The organism is Ensifer canadensis (assembly GCF_017488845.2).
In the GTDB taxonomy this organism is placed as follows: Bacteria; Pseudomonadota; Alphaproteobacteria; order Rhizobiales; family Rhizobiaceae; genus Ensifer; species Ensifer canadensis.
Genome location: NZ_CP083375.1, coordinates 24192 through 39435 on the forward strand (window position 1 = coordinate 24192; position 15244 = coordinate 39435).

The 15244-nt window shown below is 56.5% G+C and carries 13 protein-coding genes; 8 read left to right on the forward strand and 5 right to left on the reverse strand.

Annotated elements, in window-relative coordinates:
- The first annotated feature begins 658 nt into the window (after positions 1 to 658).
- The 8 genes from J3R84_RS37790 to J3R84_RS37825 all read left to right on the forward strand — a co-directional run bounded on the left by J3R84_RS37790 (position 659) and on the right by J3R84_RS37825 (position 8952).
- Positions 659 to 2071 carry a cytochrome P450 gene (locus tag J3R84_RS37790; protein WP_203528971.1) on the forward strand — a complete coding sequence of 471 codons (1413 nt, stop codon included), beginning with the start codon at positions 659 to 661 and terminating at the stop codon, positions 2069 to 2071.
- A gap of 227 nt (positions 2072 to 2298) precedes the next feature.
- Entirely contained in the window at positions 2299 to 3558 is a 1260-nt protein-coding gene (locus J3R84_RS37795; protein ID WP_207932913.1) for a hydroxymethylglutaryl-CoA synthase family protein, read from the forward strand.
- Positions 3555 to 4319 carry an enoyl-CoA hydratase/isomerase gene (locus J3R84_RS37800; protein ID WP_203528968.1) on the forward strand — a complete coding sequence of 255 codons (765 nt, stop codon included), beginning with the start codon at positions 3555 to 3557 and terminating at the stop codon, positions 4317 to 4319. The genes J3R84_RS37795 and J3R84_RS37800 overlap by 4 nt, the downstream gene beginning before the upstream one ends.
- Positions 4320 to 4443: 124 nt before the next feature.
- Positions 4444 to 4683, forward strand: coding sequence for an acyl carrier protein (locus tag J3R84_RS37805; RefSeq protein WP_203528966.1), 240 nt, complete (start codon positions 4444 to 4446; stop codon positions 4681 to 4683).
- Positions 4670 to 5917, forward strand: coding sequence for a beta-ketoacyl synthase N-terminal-like domain-containing protein (locus J3R84_RS37810; protein WP_203528965.1), 1248 nt, complete (start codon positions 4670 to 4672; stop codon positions 5915 to 5917). The genes J3R84_RS37805 and J3R84_RS37810 overlap by 14 nt, the downstream gene beginning before the upstream one ends.
- 28 nt (positions 5918 to 5945) lie before the next feature.
- The gene (gene fabD, locus J3R84_RS37815; RefSeq protein WP_203528964.1) at positions 5946 to 7085 is read left to right on the forward strand and encodes an ACP S-malonyltransferase; all 1140 of its coding nucleotides are present in this window, start codon (positions 5946 to 5948) and stop codon (positions 7083 to 7085) included.
- 11 nt (positions 7086 to 7096) lie between these two features.
- Entirely contained in the window at positions 7097 to 7960 is an 864-nt protein-coding gene (locus J3R84_RS37820) for a 4'-phosphopantetheinyl transferase family protein (protein ID WP_203528963.1), read from the forward strand.
- Positions 7961 to 8007: 47 nt separating this feature from the next.
- A complete protein-coding gene (locus J3R84_RS37825) occupies positions 8008 to 8952 on the forward strand; it encodes an acyltransferase domain-containing protein (RefSeq protein WP_203528962.1) in 945 nt (314 codons plus the stop codon).
- 67 nt (positions 8953 to 9019) lie between these two features.
- On the opposite strand, the gene lpdA is transcribed toward J3R84_RS37825, so the two are convergent.
- The 5 genes from lpdA to J3R84_RS37850 form a co-directional block, all read right to left on the reverse strand.
- Positions 9020 to 10390, reverse strand: coding sequence for a dihydrolipoyl dehydrogenase (gene lpdA / locus J3R84_RS37830; RefSeq protein WP_203528961.1), 1371 nt, complete (start codon positions 10388 to 10390; stop codon positions 9020 to 9022).
- Between the two features lie 5 nt (positions 10391 to 10395).
- Entirely contained in the window at positions 10396 to 11703 is a 1308-nt protein-coding gene (locus tag J3R84_RS37835; RefSeq protein WP_203528960.1) for a dihydrolipoamide acetyltransferase family protein, read from the reverse strand.
- The gene (locus J3R84_RS37840) at positions 11704 to 12720 is read right to left on the reverse strand and encodes an alpha-ketoacid dehydrogenase subunit beta (protein WP_203528959.1); all 1017 of its coding nucleotides are present in this window, start codon (positions 12718 to 12720) and stop codon (positions 11704 to 11706) included.
- 1 nt (position 12721) lies between these two features.
- Complete coding sequence (locus J3R84_RS37845; protein ID WP_203528957.1) at positions 12722 to 13957, reverse strand: thiamine pyrophosphate-dependent dehydrogenase E1 component subunit alpha; 1236 nt, start codon at positions 13955 to 13957, stop codon at positions 12722 to 12724.
- A gap of 279 nt (positions 13958 to 14236) precedes the next feature.
- The gene (locus tag J3R84_RS37850) at positions 14237 to 15193 is read right to left on the reverse strand and encodes a class I SAM-dependent methyltransferase (RefSeq protein ID WP_203528955.1); all 957 of its coding nucleotides are present in this window, start codon (positions 15191 to 15193) and stop codon (positions 14237 to 14239) included.
- Positions 15194 to 15244 lie beyond the last annotated feature (51 nt).

Genomic DNA, 15244 nt, shown 5'->3' on the forward strand with positions numbered 1-15244 from the left:
AATTATTTGCGTCCGCTTCCAGCTTGAAGTTCTGGAGTAGTGATGTGGTCGCCTACACTGGAGGTCACCAAGATGGGGCTTGATTTGGCCACGAGCGTTTTGTGCAACCTGAAAGTCGCGTGAGTTTCTGTTTCACAGGAGCAGATATGCCTCTAAGAAGCCGGCTGCTCCATCAGCCGTCCCCGACCCGGGCATGAGGCACCTACGGCAAGGTGGAAGCTACCAGCACGAAGGCGGAGAGGAGCATTAGATGAGTGGGTACCACCAAGATGTATGAATTTCCGAAGGCGATGCCCCTCATGTCCGGCTTTGCCGTTCGTGAGAACCTCCAGCGTAGTCTCCATGGAGAAACGCCCGTCGTTCGTCCACGTAAAGCCGATCATAGATTAAAGCAGTCGGAGCAACGTGGCAGACCAACTCCCCACATCAATTTCCGTGTTCTTCGCGCGTTAATCCTATCTCCCAGTGTGAAAAACTAGGTGCCGTACCTCTGGAACTTTTCCCAGATGCTGGATGCGGTCAAAACAATAAGATTGAGCCCAATGAGATCTCTGTTCCGCTGCCGACGATGGGCATCGACAATGAGATTCGAACGCGTCGAGGATGCGAGACCGATCGTCGATTGATTGATTGAACAATTCTTACGGGAGCAGAGATTATGAAAACAGGTGCTGCTGTACAGAATGTTTCTTTGGATGCCGGTAGCGAGCGCGATCGCCGCGGGGCTTATCCCGATGTCTCGAAACGATTATCTCAAATACCGGGAAAGAGTGGATTTTTCTCCGCCATTTCGACGGCGATGGCGATACGACGTGACGGTGTCGACTACTTTGTCAAGCAGCGGGAAAATTACGGTGACATCTATCGCGATTGGTTAGGCTCGGACCACGTGGTCGTGGTGACGAGTCCCGATATCATCGGCAGCATTCTGCGCAACGAGGACAGGGCATGGTCTACGGGGATAGCTGCTGGAAAGACAACCGAAGGTTTAAGCTTGCATATTCCTGCCGGCAGGCGTGGAAACTCGTTTGGTTTGGATCTTGAGCATCATAACAGCGCGGTAGAACTAGTGCGGCATGCGTTCAGTAGAATTGCTCTCCACGGCTACCTTTCGACAATTCAAAAGAGCTTCAACGAAGATATTCAAAATTGGCGTATTCATAAAACGATCGGCTTCAAGAAGGAGGTACATCACATCCTTTCAAAGCTTTCAGCGAGACTGTTCCTTGGCATCGATGACAAGAGTGAATCGAACAGGGTACGGGATACGACGGACGCCCATTGGAAGGCGTTCACGTCGATCATTAAAAGTCCGGTCCTCAACCCCAAACGTAGAAGAGCTGTTGAGCTTAAGAGAGCTTTGCGCAGCCAGATTCTTTCGTTGATTCCCATCAGGCGAAAGAGGCCAGGCACTGATGTCCTGAGCTACTTATGCAATCTGGATGAACAGCCTGGGGAGCTGGACGACGAGCATCTTATAGACCTTCTGTTCGGCGTCATATTTCCGTCCTTCGATACAACGGCGCTTGGCCTTTCCAGCATGTTCTATCTGCTCGCGACACACCCGGAGTGGCAAGAGCGTGTGCGGTCGGAAGTATTGTCACTACCCGACGATCTCAGTCTGGACGATCTCCAGAAGATGGAGGTTACCGAGTGGGCGTGGAAGGAAACGTTACGCCTCTATCCCGTTTCACCGGTCGCGCAGAGGACATCGCTGAAGACGCAAACCTTGGCCGATCACAAGATTCCTGCCGCCACTCGCGTCACTCTATCCATTGGTCAGCTGGGTTTTTTGCCGGAGTACTGGGAGCATCCCAAGCGTTTCGATCCGGAGAGATTTTCCCCGCAGAGAGCGGAGGATCGGGGGCATGAATATATCTATATGCCGCTTGGGCATGACCTTGATCGATGCACAAGTGCTCAACTTTCGTCGATGGAAATGAAGTTGTTATGCATCGCTATTTTGAAGCGCTACAGAATAGAATTGCAACACCCTTACGACGCCAGGCATAGGCTCGCGCCGTTGGGATCGGTATCCGGAGACATCGAACTCAAATTGAATAAGTTGTGACCCATGGTGACGGTTTACGTCTTTTCTCAGACTGGGTTCCCAGTTTTGCGGGATTGGCGAAGAGCGATGACAGCCATACCCCCTTCGAGGGCTCATCGGTGGTTTTAGCCAGCGCATAGCGGCTCTCACATCTCGTCCGACGACGATCACATGCATTAGCCATCCGGTAGTATCGGCCGACCAATGCCGTTGCCACCACAACTTCTTCAGGTTGCGAGACAAAGAACGTGAACACAGTTGGAATCGAAGCTATGAATGTCTTTGCTGGCACTGCCTGCTTAGACGTGGCTAAGTTGGCCAGACACCGCGGCTTGGACATGAGACGGTTTGAGAACCTGTTGATGCGGGAGAAAACCGTCGCATTGCCCTATGAGGATCCGGTAACCTTCGCGGTCAATGCGGCCAAGCCGTTGTTGGATTCATTGACGCCTGAAGAAAGAGACCAGATCCGGATGGTCATCACCTGCACGGAATCGGGAATCGATTTCAGCAAATCGATGAGTACCTATTGTCACGAGTTGCTTGGACTAAGCCGCAATTGCCGTCTCTTTGAAATCAAGGGGGCGTGTTACTCCGGCATTGCAGGCTTGCAGATGGCAATCAACTTCGTGCTATCGCAGACCCGGCCCGGTGGAAAAGTGCTGGTGCTAGCCACCGATGTCTCGCGCTTCATGGCGGAGGAAGGCGACGAGACGCCATCGGCCGACTGGTCTTTTGCCGAACCCAGCGGCGGCTCCGGTGCTGTTGCCATGCTGGTGAGCGATCAACCACACATATTTCAGATCGACGTCGGCGCGAACGGTTATTACGGCCATGAAGTGATGGATACCTGCCGGCCATCTACGGACACCGACAGTGGCGATGCCGACTTGTCCTTGCTGTCATATCTCAACTGCTGCGAGAACGCTTTCCTAGACTATCAAATGCGCGTCACCGATGCCGATTTCGCGGGAACCTTCGCGTACCTTGCTTATCACACACCATTCGGCGGCATGGTCAAGGGCGCCCACCGAAATATGATGCGGAAATTAGCTAAGGCCGCGTTGGCCGACATCGAAGCCGATTTCCAGCAACGCGTCATGCCGGGTGTGACGTACTGCCAGCGCGTCGGCAATATTATGGGCGGGATGGCGCCCCTGTCTCTCATCAGCACGATCTGTAACGGCGACTTCTCCGCTCCCCAGAGGGTTGGCGTGTTTTCCTACGGCTCGGGCTGCTGCTCCGAGTTCTTCAGCGGCGTGGCCCGGCAGGAGGGGAAGCAGCGTCTTCGCGAGATGAAAATCGGCGAAAGCCTCGGGCGGCGCCATGAGTTGACGATCGAGCAATATGAAAATCTGCTGCGACGGAGTCGGGAGATCAGGTTCGGGACCCGTGACCTTGTCGCGGATGCCAGCTTCATTCCCGAGGCCCGGAGCGCCCTCGGGAAGCCAGTCCTGTTTCTCAAGAGCGTCAAGGAATTTCACCGCGAATACGAGTGGGTATCATGACGGAAATTTACCGGAACCTCCGCGTCCGTTTTGAAGACGACCTCTGCTTCGTGCAGATTTACCGCCCGGACACCAACAATGCGATCGATGAACATCTGGTTATCGAGATTATCGACGTTCTGGATCAATGCGAGACTGCGGTGAAAATACTAGTGCTAGAAGGCTTGCCCGAGGCATTTTGCTTAGGTGCGGACTTCAAGCAACTACAGTTTGGCGACACTCCAACACCGCAGGATCCCGGACCGCTTTATGATCTGTGGTATCGGTTGGCCACCGGTCCGTATGTCACCATTGCCCATGTGCGTGGTCGTGTGAATGCCGGCGGTGTCGGCTTTGTCGCAGCTTGCGATGTAGTGCTTAGCGATGACAAGGCCAGTTTCAGCCTATCCGAATTACTATTTGGTTTGATGCCTGCCTGCGTGTTTCCGTTTCTTGTCCGGCGCATCGGTTTTGCACGAGCTCACTATCTGACGCTGATGACCCAACCGGTCACCGCGCAACGGGCGTTGGAATGGGGGCTGGTGGATGCATGCGAGGAAGACAGCGCAAATCTGCTCCGCAAGCATCTGCTGCGCCTGCGCCGTCTCAGCAAAGATGCTGTCGCGCGCTACAAGCGCTATGCCGTTGCCCTCGACGATAAGTTGATGACGTCTCGCATGCCGGCCATTGCCGCCAACGTCGAGGTGTTTGGAAATTCCGACAACCTGAAAAACATCGAGCGTTTCGTAGACACCGGTAGGTTCCCGTGGGAGGCGGCGTGATGTTCGGGGAAATCATCTGCATAGCCCCGAGGATTCCCTGCGAGCAGGATCGTACATCCGGTGGATGCAAGGCAAGGCAATCAGGAATGTCTTCATCAGCAATCGGACAATTGGAGCTAATATCGTGAGCCAGGACCTGATCTTCGAAACCATCGTGCGTCATACGCGGGAAGTTCTTCCCGGCTTGGACGGGTACGTATTCAAGCCGACCGACTCGCTGCGCGAACTGGGTGCGAATTCGATCGACCGCGCCGATATCATCATGATGACGCTGGAATCGTTGTCGTTGGATTTCCCTCTGATCGAGGTCGCCAAGGCGCAGAGCATCGGAGATCTCGCCGGCATCATCCATGCAAAGATCTGACCGAGCGGAGTTGATTGTCAGCGGCGTCGGTGTCGTTTCGGCCATCGGGCAGGGGCAGGCTGCCTTCGCTGCTGCGCTGCTGGAAGGGCGTCACCGTTTCGACGTCATGCAACGCGCTGGGCGACAGCTGCCGCAAAATGCCGATGCACCGGCGAGCTCCTTTCTCGGCGCAGAGATCGAGCAGCTGGTAATGCCCGAAGCTATTCCCAAGACCTTGTTGCGAACTGCCTCGCTTTCCGGGCAGGCAGCGCTGGTGGCCCTGCACGAGGCATGGCTGGATGCTTGCCTCCGCGAGGTCGAGCCGGATCGTATTGGCTTGGTAATCGGCGGTTCCAATGTCCAGCAGCGCGAGTTGACGCAGGTCCATGACGCCTACCGAGACCGGGTGAGGTTTTTGCGCCCGACTTACGCGATGTCGTTCATGGACAACGATCTGTGCGGCCTATGCACGGAAGCTTTCGGTATTGGCGGCTTTGCCTATACCCTGGGTGGCGCTTCTGCCAGCGGGCAAATGGCAGTCCTGCAAGCACTGGAGGCGGTGCAAAGCGGGCGCGTGGATGTCTGCATCGCGATGGGCGCGTTGATGGATATTTCTTATTGGGAATGCCAGGGCTTCCGTTCGATCGGCGCGATGGGGTCGGACCGCTATGCTGAAGAACCGGCGCAGGCCTGCCGGCCTTTCGATGCCGGTAGCGATGGCTTCATCTACGGTGAAGCCTGTGCCGCGGTGGTCATCGAGCGCGCCGATACTCTCCGGCGCTCCAACGTTGCGCCCTATGCACGGTTGTCCGGATGGGCAATGGGTATGGACGGCAACCGAAATCCCAATCCTTCGCTGGAGGGTGAGATTGCGGCTATCAGAGGCGCCCTTGAGCACGCTGGTCTGGCGCCAGGCGACATCGATTACATCAATCCGCATGGTACGGGCTCGGCAATCGGCGATCCCGTAGAGCTGAAAGCGTTGCGTGCATGCGGCCTTGGCGACGCCGCTATCAATGCGAGCAAGTCTGTGATCGGTCACGGTTTGAGCGCCGCCGGCGCGGTGGAAGTGGTAGCGGTGCTGTTGCAAATGCGCGCCGGGCGGCTGCATCCAACACGCAATCTCGATCGTCCCATCGATCCAGACTTCAATTGGGTGCGACAACAGGCTGTATCGCATCCCATCGAACACGCCCTGAACCTCAGCATGGGCTTTGGGGGCGTCAACACAGCGGTGTGCTTGAGCAAATGTTAGTCATCCATTCATTCCTGGAGGCGATGTTATGAAGGTACTCATATTCCCCGGCCAAGGTTCGCAAGCCAAAGGCATGGGCAAAGAACTATTCGACCATTTCAAGGAGCTGACGGAGAGGGCAAGCGACGTTCTTGGCTATTCGATCAGGGAGCTTTGCCTTGAGGACCCGCGCAGCGAACTGAACAACACTGGCTTTACCCAGCCGGCGCTCTATGTCGTGAACGCGCTTTCCCACTACAAGTATCGAGAGGAGCAGGCTTCCGCGCCCGACTATGTGGCTGGTCACAGCCTGGGCGAGTACAACGCGCTGCTTGCGGCTGAATGCTTTGATTTCGTGACCGGCCTGAAACTGGTCAAGCGCCGTGGTGAGTTGATGGCGCAGGTCTCTAACGGAGCCATGGCCGCGATCTTGAACGCAAGCAGGGAAGACATCGAGCGCATTCTTGAAGAAAATGGCCTGACCAATGTGGATTTGGCCAATTACAACACCCCCTCGCAGATCGTCATCTCCGGCCTGGCTGCCGAGATCGCCAGGGCCGAGCCTTTGTTCACGCAGGGCCGGATGCGCTATTATCCACTCAATACGAGCGGCGCTTTCCACTCCAGGTTCATGCGGCCTGTGAAAGAGGAATTTGCCGGCTTCCTGAACACATTCAGCTTTGCCAAGCCGAAGATCCCGGTGATTTCGAATGTTTCGGCGCGTCCCTATGACGGCGCTGGGATAGCCGAGGGCCTGGCCGGTCAGATCGCCAGCACGGTGCGTTGGTCGGAAAGCGTGCAATACTTGCTTGCTCTGGCAGCAGACCGCGGCGACGACGCTGTGTTCGAAGAGATGGGACATGGCGATGTGCTTTCCCGCCTCGTGCATACTGTCAAACAGCAAACGTCGCCATCGGAGCTATCGGCAATCGCCGTTCCGACTAAGGCCACGAGGCCGCCGGCGGTCACGGATACCGAGGGGGGACCGGCCGGGCTCGCGAGCGCGGCGGAGAAGGTCGAGGCGTGGAACAGGCGCTATGGGATCGGCACCAAAGTGAGGTCCAAGGTGGTTAACTATCCGGCTCTGGAGACACGCACGCAGGCAATCTTGCTGTTTGGTCATCGGGCTGCCGTCTACATGAAGGGCTATAACGGCTATTTCGATCTGGACGAGCTTGCGGTGCTCTGAGTTACAAAAAGATGCTTTCGGAACCTGTCATCACCATCGAAGAGCTTGGTACCCGCTACGTCGACATCTGGTTGTCATTCTACGACGAGGTTACCGATGACGCGCTACTGGCACACCTGCGCAGTTTGCTGAGCGAGAAGGAGTTGCTGCAGGAGACGCGTTTTCACTTCGCCGATGACCGGAAGCGCTACCTGGTTACGCGAGCTTTGGTGCGTAGCGTACTCTCCCGCTATGCACCGGTGCATCCGGCGTCCTGGGAATTCTGCGTTAATGCCTATGGACGTCCGCACCTCTCTCCTGCGCATGGCGATGAGGCTCAAGGGCTGCGTTTCAATGTATCTCACACACGAGGCCTGATCGCGCTGGGCGTGGCGCGCGACAGGGACTTGGGGATCGATGTCGAGCATCTGGCGGTGCGAGACATTCCCGCGGGCCTGGCGGAGCGCTGGTTCACGCCAGAGGAGGTGACTGAACTCAACCGGACCGAGCGTGGACGCAGGCAGGAAAAATTCTTCGAATACTGGACGCTCAAGGAAGCCTATATCAAGGCGCGCGGCATGGGTTTGTCGATACCGCTGAACCAGTTCAGCTTTCGCTACCCTCAGCCGGAGATCGTTCGCATTGCCATCGGCCCGGAGCTTGGCGATGACCCCGCGCACTGGGCCTTCTGGCATTACCGTCCGGCCGTATCCTACTTGCTCGCGATTTGCGCTGAGCGCCTTGACGGCGTGGCGACGGAGTTGCGCATTCGCAGGTGCGTGCCCACGATTGGCGATAAAATACTGGCATTACGTCCACTGCGATCTTCAGAACCAGAAGCCTGCCTTTATCGCTCGCAAGCCTGGATATCCGGGCCTTCAGTCATCGATCTCTAATCGCCGATATTCGAAGCCTATCAGCTTTCCTGAAACGGGAGCCTTTCATGCAAAAAGTCAAAACGGTATTCATGTTTCCAGGGCAAGGATCGCAATATCCTCAAATGGGAAGGCAGTTGTTCGACAACCACAAGGTCTTTCGTCATTGGATGGAAAAGCTGGATCGCCCAGCCCGCGAGGTGGTCGGCCGATCCATAGTCGAGACGATCTATTCCGCAGGCAAGCATGAGATACTCGATCGCACATTAATCACACATCCGGCCATCTTCATGGTCGAGTACGCGCTGTCGCAATGTTTGCTCAGCGAGGGAATCGAGCCAGATCTCACGTTGGGTGCCAGCCTCGGTTCGTTTGCCGCCGCGGCTCTGGCTGGCCACCTGGATATCGAAGATGCCTTGGCGGCAGTTATCCAGCAGGCCATTGCGTTCGAAAACACCTGTGCGCGCGGCGGCATGATTGCCGTCCTTGCTGGACGGGAATTGCTTGAGCAAAGCGTAGTTTTCGATCTGGCTGAATTCGCTGCGGACAATTTCGCCACTCATTTCGCAATCGCAGTGCCAGATGCGAGGCTCGACGATATCGAGGCCGAGTTGCGGTCTCGCGATGTCGCCTATCAGCGGCTACCCGTGTCTTTCGCCTTTCATTCGCGATGGTCCGAACCGGCCCAATTCCCCTTCGAGGCCTTCATGCGTTTGATACCGCGCAAGCGGGGCGAGTTGCCGGTCGTTTGTTGCGAGCAGGCCGCGATGCTGGACATCCTGCCCAACGATTTTTTCTGGCGCGTGGTGCGCGCTCCTATTCGCCTACGTGATACGATAACGAAACTGGAGAAGCAGGGTCCCTATCGTTATATCGATCTCGGCCCCTCCGGTGTGATGGCGACGTTCGCAAAATACATCGTCTCCCCAAGCAGCAAATCTACGATGCATACGATCTTGACGCCGTACGGGCGGGATCAGCAGAATCTGACTGCATTGCGCAAAGTCTATTGAGCTCTACCCGCGTGCATCCATCCTGCTGGAGGCGCTGGTATGTCTGGGGCTGTGCCCGGAGTTGCCTCTACGCGTGCAGGGCGTGTCCCAAACCCTTCAATGCGGCTTCCTGGACGCTCTCACCCAAGGTAGGATGTGCGTGGATGGTCGCTGCGATATCCGTCAGCGTCGCGCCCATTTCGATTGCAAGGCTGAACTGGCCGGCCAGTTCTGAAATTCCTGCGCCGACAGCCTGAATTCCCAGGACAAGTTCGTTTTCAACGTTTGTAACAAAGCGGACAAAACCATCGCTTCGTTCGAGTGTCATTGATCGACCGTTTCCGGAAAGAGGAAAAACCGAGACTTTTGTGCCGGGGGCTGATTGGGGTGAAAGTCCGACGGAAACTACTTCCGGATCGGTAAAACAGACTGCGGGGATAGATCGCTTGTCCCAGCTTGCATTTTGACCTGCAAGTAGTCCCGCGACCAACTGGCCCTGAGCCATGGCTCTGTGCGCAAGCATAGGCTCGCCGGTCACATCGCCGACAGCATAGACGCCACGCATTGACGTTTCGCATTTCGAGTCGATTTTGAGATAGCGCCCCTGCATGTCGAGTCCAAGTGCCTCAAGGCCGGGCGTGTCGAGAACGGGCTGACGGCCCACCACTACCAAGATCTTGTCGCAGGGAATGTTCCGTTCACCGTTTGCTGTCTCTATAATCAACCCGTCTTCGGACTGCCTTTTCGCTTTCACATTGGTATGAACTGCAACGCCGAGCTTGCTCAGCCGCGCAGCGACCGGCTTGGACAGTTCAGCATCATAGCGCGGAAGAATTCTATCTTCGGCCTCGATGATCGTGACCTTGGAGCCCAGCTTCGCAAAAGCGGTCCCGATTTCCAGGCCGATATAGCCGCCTCCGACGATAACGAGGTGTTCTGGTCGTTCCGTCAACTCAAGGGCCTGCGTGGATGAGATCACACGTCCGCCAAACGGCAGATTGGGAAGTTCAGACGGTCGGGAGCCCGTGGCGATGACGAGATTATCACATGTGATCCTGAGGACTTCCGCCTCGGTGGCAATTTCCACCGTCTTGCCGTCGATCATACTGGCGTGCCCCTGGATGGTTCGGACGTTCGCCTTCTTGAGAAGGCCTCCAACACCATCCGTTAGCTTCCGGATGATGCCATCCTTCCAGGCGACTGTCCTGAGAAGGTCGATGTTTGCCCCGCTCGTGGAAATGCCGAGCGGCCCCGCCGGTGCATCGCAGATCTTGTGGAACTCATTTGCAGCATGGATGAGTGCCTTTGACGGGATGCAGCCGACATTTAGGCAAGTGCCGCCCAGAGCCTTCGCCTCGACGACGAGCGTATCAAGGCCCATTTGCCCGCAACGTATGGCGCAGACATATCCGCCTGGGCCTGCGCCAACGATCAGGACTTTTGTTCTTTCCAGCTTCATTGCCTCTATCGCCCCATGAAGATTATCGCCGGGACCTCGAGCAGGGACTTCATCCGCTGCACAAACCGCGCGGCATCCCAGCCATCGATTACACGGTGATCGAAGCTCGCCGAAATATTCATCATCGTTCTCGGGATGAATTGTTGGCCGTCCCACATCGGACGAACAGCCATCTTGTTTATGCCGAGAATGGCAACCTCAGGGTGATTGATGATGGGGGTGGTGGCAATGGCGCCGAGGGCGCCAAGCGAGGTGATGGTAAAGGTCGATCCGCTGAGTTCTTCCCGTGTGGATTTTCCTGTCCTCGCAGCTTCGGCAAGGCGGGCTATTTCCGTCGCCGTCTCGTACGGATCGAGGGCTTCGGCGTGGCGCAGTACAGGCACGACAAGACCGGTTTCCGTCATTGTGGCAATACCGACATGCAGCGCCGAAAACCGCGTCACATAACCGGCGGCGTCATCGAAGTGGGCATTCATTTCGGGATGCTCCGCCAGCGCCTTTGATAAGGCTGCTGTGATGAACGGAAGCATCGTCAATTTTGGCTTGTCGCCTTTATCCGCGTTCAATTTCGAGCGGAGCTCTTCGAGCGATGTCACGTCCACTTCTTCTACGATAGTAATATGCGCAATGCGGCTGTTGGCAAGAGACATGCGGTCCGCGATCCTGCGGCGCAGGCCAACGACTTTGATTTTCTCCTCGCCGTTTCGTCTACGTTCTTGAGTTGGCAATGCTTCGGCCGTGCATGAGCCGGCTACCTGAAAAACGCGGGCGAGATCGTCATGCGAAATGCGCCCGGCTGGACCTGTGCCTGCAACACGACGAAGATCGATGCCGGCACTTTTTGCACGAGCACGGACGGACGGTGAAGCGAGCGGAGCTTCCCCTTCCGGTCTTGGCGGCGAAGCATAGGCCGGCACAACTGCGGATTTTTCTGAGGCCGGATCATTCGGTTCATGGTGCAACCGGCTGTCGTTCACTGCAGCTGTGGATGTCACATTTCTCGGTTTGGAAATATCCGCGACCTCGGGCACAGCCGCCAACTGCGGCGCTGTTGGGGACGCCGCTATGCCGTCAACGACCTCGATACTGACAAGGCTGGCACCAACGGCGACGGGTTCTCCGGGTCGGCAAGCCAACGCGAGAATCCTGCCTTCATAAAGGGAGGGGATCTCGACCGTTGCCTTGTCTGTCATCACACTGGCGATAATGTCGTCTTCTCGAACGGTTACACCGACGGCGACGTTCCACTCCAGAAGCTCGACCTCGGTGATGCCTTCTCCGATGTCCGGAAGCTTCATTGAAAGGATGGTCATCTACGCCTCCTCCATCGTTTTCGTGATGGCGCGCGCGATCCGTTCGGGGCTGGGGAAGTAATCCCATTCCTGCGCCAACGGATAGGGAGTGTCCCAACCGGTCACGCGAAGGATGGGTGCCTTGAGGTGCCAGAAGCAGGTCTGCTGGATTTCCGCAATCACTTCCGCACCAAAACCGCTGGTCCGGGTTGCCTCATGCACGACCAAGCAGCGTCCGGTCTTCCTGACGGATGCCTCGATGGCTTCGAGATCGAGTGGAAGTAGCGATCTGAGGTCGATAATCTCGGCATCGATCTCCGTTGCCCTGACCGCGGCTTCGGCGACGAAAACCATGGTTCCATAGGCAAGTATCGTAATGTCTGTTCCGGGACGACGAACAACGGCCTTGCCGATTTCGATGCTATAGTGTCCCTCGGGAACGTTGCCTGCCGGATGTGATGACCAGCCGACCGATGAACCGGAGTGGTTGCCGTAAAACGGCCCGTTGTACAGACGCTTGGGCTCCAGGAAGACAATGGGATCCGGATCTTCGATGGCCGAGATCAGCAGTCCCTTTGCGTCATAAGGTGTGGACGGAATGACAACTTTGAGACCGGCGACATGGGTAAAGAGAGCTTCCGGGCTCTGACTATGCGTTTGCCCGCCAAAAATGCCGCCACCGGTTGGCATCCGTATGACGAGCGGACATGTAAACTGCTCGTTGGATCGATGCCGGATTCTCGCGGCTTCCTGGGTGATCTGGTCGTAGGCAGGATAGACGTAGTCTGCGAACTGGATCTCGACGCACGGCTTCATGCCTTGGGCTGCCATTCCAACGGCAAGCCCGACAATCGCGCTTTCGTTGATGGGCGTGTCGAATACTCGCTCTTCGCCATATTTGGCCTGCAAGCCCGACGTACAGCGAAAGACGCCGCCGAAATAACCAACGTCCTCACCGAAGATGATGACGTTTGGATCTTTTCCAAGCATCACATCCATGGCGTCGCGAAGCGCTTCGATCATCGTCATGGTGGGCATGTCAGTATCCCATCTCTTGGCGTTGGCGACGCAGGTGTTCCGGTAAGTCGGCGTAAACGCCGCGGAAGAAGGCGGAGGGGGAGAACGGTTTCGGATTGACGAAAGTCCCCTGTGCCTCGACTGCTTTCTGGATCTGAATGACCTCTTCCAAAATCTCAGCTTCTGCCTGAACATGGCGTTCCTCGCTCCAGTCGCCATGTCTGATCAGGTAACTCTTCAGCCGTTCAATCGGATCGCCGAGTGGCCACGCCTTGGCCTCATCCTTGGGCCGATAGGCAGACGGATCGTCAGATGTGGAGTGGGCTGCCACGCGATAAGTGAACCACTCTATGAGAACCGGACCAAATCCTGATCGAGCCCGCTCGATAGCCCAGCGAGACACTGCAAGGACGGCAAGATAGTCATTTCCATCCACGCGAAGCGCCGGAATACCATAGCCCAATGCGCGGGTGGCGTAGGTTTTGCCCGCACCCGAAGCAACGGCGGTATAGGTCGAGATTGCCCACTGATTGTTCACGACGTTCAAAATGACGGGGGGCTGATAGACCGATGCGCTCAGCATGCCGCTATGGAAGTCATTGGTGGCAGTAGCGCCGTCGCCAATCCACCCGGCGGCGATCTTGCCGCATTTCCTAAGTGCACACGCCATTGCCCAGCCGACGGATTGAACAAACTGTGTGCCGAGGTTCCCGGATATGGTGAAATAGCCAAAGTCTCGCGCTGAATGCATGTTGGGCAGCTGGCGACCCTGGATGGGATCAGCATGATTACAATAGATCTGCCCCATCAGATTTTCCAACGGATAGTCGGCGGCTACGAGCAATGATTGCTGGCGATAGGTCGGGAAATTCATGTCTCCGCGCTGTAACTGCCTTTGGAAACCGCATCCGATCGCCTCCTCGCCAATGCCTTGCATATAGAAGGATGTTTTGCCCTGGCGCTGCGCATTGAGCAGCCGTTTGTCGACCGTGCGCATCCGAAGCATATCTCGGAGGCCAAGGCGCAGTTGATCCGGGTTGACATCTTCAATGCGCTCGGCCCAGGGGCCAACAGCTCGGCTTTCGCTGTCCATTATGCGGATCAAACCCTCCGCATAATGGCGTGAAGCATCTGCCTTTAGGTCAAGTGGCGGTACGTCGTATTTGCCTGCCTCCGGAATCGCGATCCTTGAAAAATCTGGCAAATCATCAGGGCGCGCCGGCGGATGCGAATAGTTGAGCCTAACTGCAGTATTCATTTACGGGCATCCTTGTAGCTGCATCAGGTGGGATCACCAATCGTCGGTCGTCATGTCTCAGCTGATTTGCTGGATATCGGCGGCGAGCGGCATCGGCATTTGTAGAGAACAATCAGGACTCGGTTACGAAGTAATTTTCACTGTCTCGACCACGGCGTTCGAAAGGTATTTCTTCAACTAGACCGTGGCTCGGCAGACGTAGTGGCGCAGCCAAGCCACACCGTGGCTAATGGCAGAGGCGGGTCGGAGCCTCCTGCGTGGAACCGCCGCTCAAGGACTTCACACTCGTGCGCATACGCACCGCCAAAGGGACCCACTTTGCAGACCGTCCTTGCGGCGTGAAAGGTAACGAGAGTTGATTGCTTCCGGTCCGGGATCTTCAACATGCCTAAAGCCAAGTTCTCTGAGTTGCTGCTGCAAATGTTCCGGTTCGAAGCTCGAAAGCCACGGTTCGCCCAAGGCGGCGATCTCTTTTTCGGCAAGGTCGACGACGAAGCGCTCGACTGGGCCGAGATGCGATGCCGGCACACGATAGTCGAAGGTAATGCTGCTCCCGACAGGTTGCGACGCCACGAAGGAAAGCGTATCGAGCACAGCCTGAGGTGTCAGGTAGACGGTAACGCCCATCCAGCAAAAGCACGCTGGTTGGTCCGCATGAAATCCTGCCACAGCAAGCCTCTCTGCGAGCGTGTCATGCTCGAAATCTACAGGTACGAAGGTCACTGAGTCAGGCAAAGCAATCCCGGCGGTTTCCAAGCATTGCCGCTTCCATTGCTGGGTGGACTCATGGTCCACCTCGAATACTCGCACACCGGTTTCCACATGAGGGTTGCGATATGCAAATGTATCCAAGCCAGCACCCAACACCACATATTGCCGTATTCCTTGAGCCACCGCGCGAGCCAGTTCATCCTCGGCGAAGCGGCTGCGGGCAACAAGAATCGCCCTGGACCCGCGAGATAAGGGGTCATTCATGCTAAATGGATCCCGCCGCAACGCGGCCTCTGTTTCGGGTCCAAGGATCCTCAGGGCAATTGGATCAGACAACACGATCGGTTCATCAAGCAACTGATGTACCGCGCGCAGCGAAGCTGTACTCAGTGCGGTGCGACTGGGTTCACCGCCGTGAAGGATATTTTTGAAATTGGAGGGCATATGTTCTCCTAAAGCGGAATGGTATGGGAATCTTGAAATTGTCCGGTTTGAGTTCAGCTGCTTACCGTTGACTTCGAACATTAGCTGGCCTCGGCCCTTCATGGCCGACGATCAATCGGGTCGGTGTTTGGA

What these genes read in the sequence shown, in the direction of transcription:
- J3R84_RS37835 (WP_203528960.1), bottom strand. Translation starts at nt 11,703, where the DNA reads ATGACCATCCTTTCAATGAAGCTTCCGGACATCGGAGAAGGCATCACC.
- J3R84_RS37800 (WP_203528968.1), top strand. Translation starts at nt 3,555, where the DNA reads ATGACGGAAATTTACCGGAACCTCCGCGTCCGTTTTGAAGACGACCTC.
- fabD (WP_203528964.1), top strand. Translation starts at nt 5,946, where the DNA reads ATGAAGGTACTCATATTCCCCGGCCAAGGTTCGCAAGCCAAAGGCATG.
- J3R84_RS37810 (WP_203528965.1), top strand. Translation starts at nt 4,670, where the DNA reads ATGCAAAGATCTGACCGAGCGGAGTTGATTGTCAGCGGCGTCGGTGTC.
- J3R84_RS37850 (WP_203528955.1), bottom strand. Translation starts at nt 15,193, where the DNA reads ATGTTCGAAGTCAACGGTAAGCAGCTGAACTCAAACCGGACAATTTCA.
- J3R84_RS37825 (WP_203528962.1), top strand. Translation starts at nt 8,008, where the DNA reads ATGCAAAAAGTCAAAACGGTATTCATGTTTCCAGGGCAAGGATCGCAA.
- J3R84_RS37840 (WP_203528959.1), bottom strand. Translation starts at nt 12,720, where the DNA reads ATGCCCACCATGACGATGATCGAAGCGCTTCGCGACGCCATGGATGTG.
- J3R84_RS37790 (WP_203528971.1), top strand. Translation starts at nt 659, where the DNA reads ATGAAAACAGGTGCTGCTGTACAGAATGTTTCTTTGGATGCCGGTAGC.
- J3R84_RS37820 (WP_203528963.1), top strand. Translation starts at nt 7,097, where the DNA reads ATGCTTTCGGAACCTGTCATCACCATCGAAGAGCTTGGTACCCGCTAC.
- J3R84_RS37845 (WP_203528957.1), bottom strand. Translation starts at nt 13,957, where the DNA reads ATGAATACTGCAGTTAGGCTCAACTATTCGCATCCGCCGGCGCGCCCT.
- lpdA (WP_203528961.1), bottom strand. Translation starts at nt 10,390, where the DNA reads ATGAAGCTGGAAAGAACAAAAGTCCTGATCGTTGGCGCAGGCCCAGGC.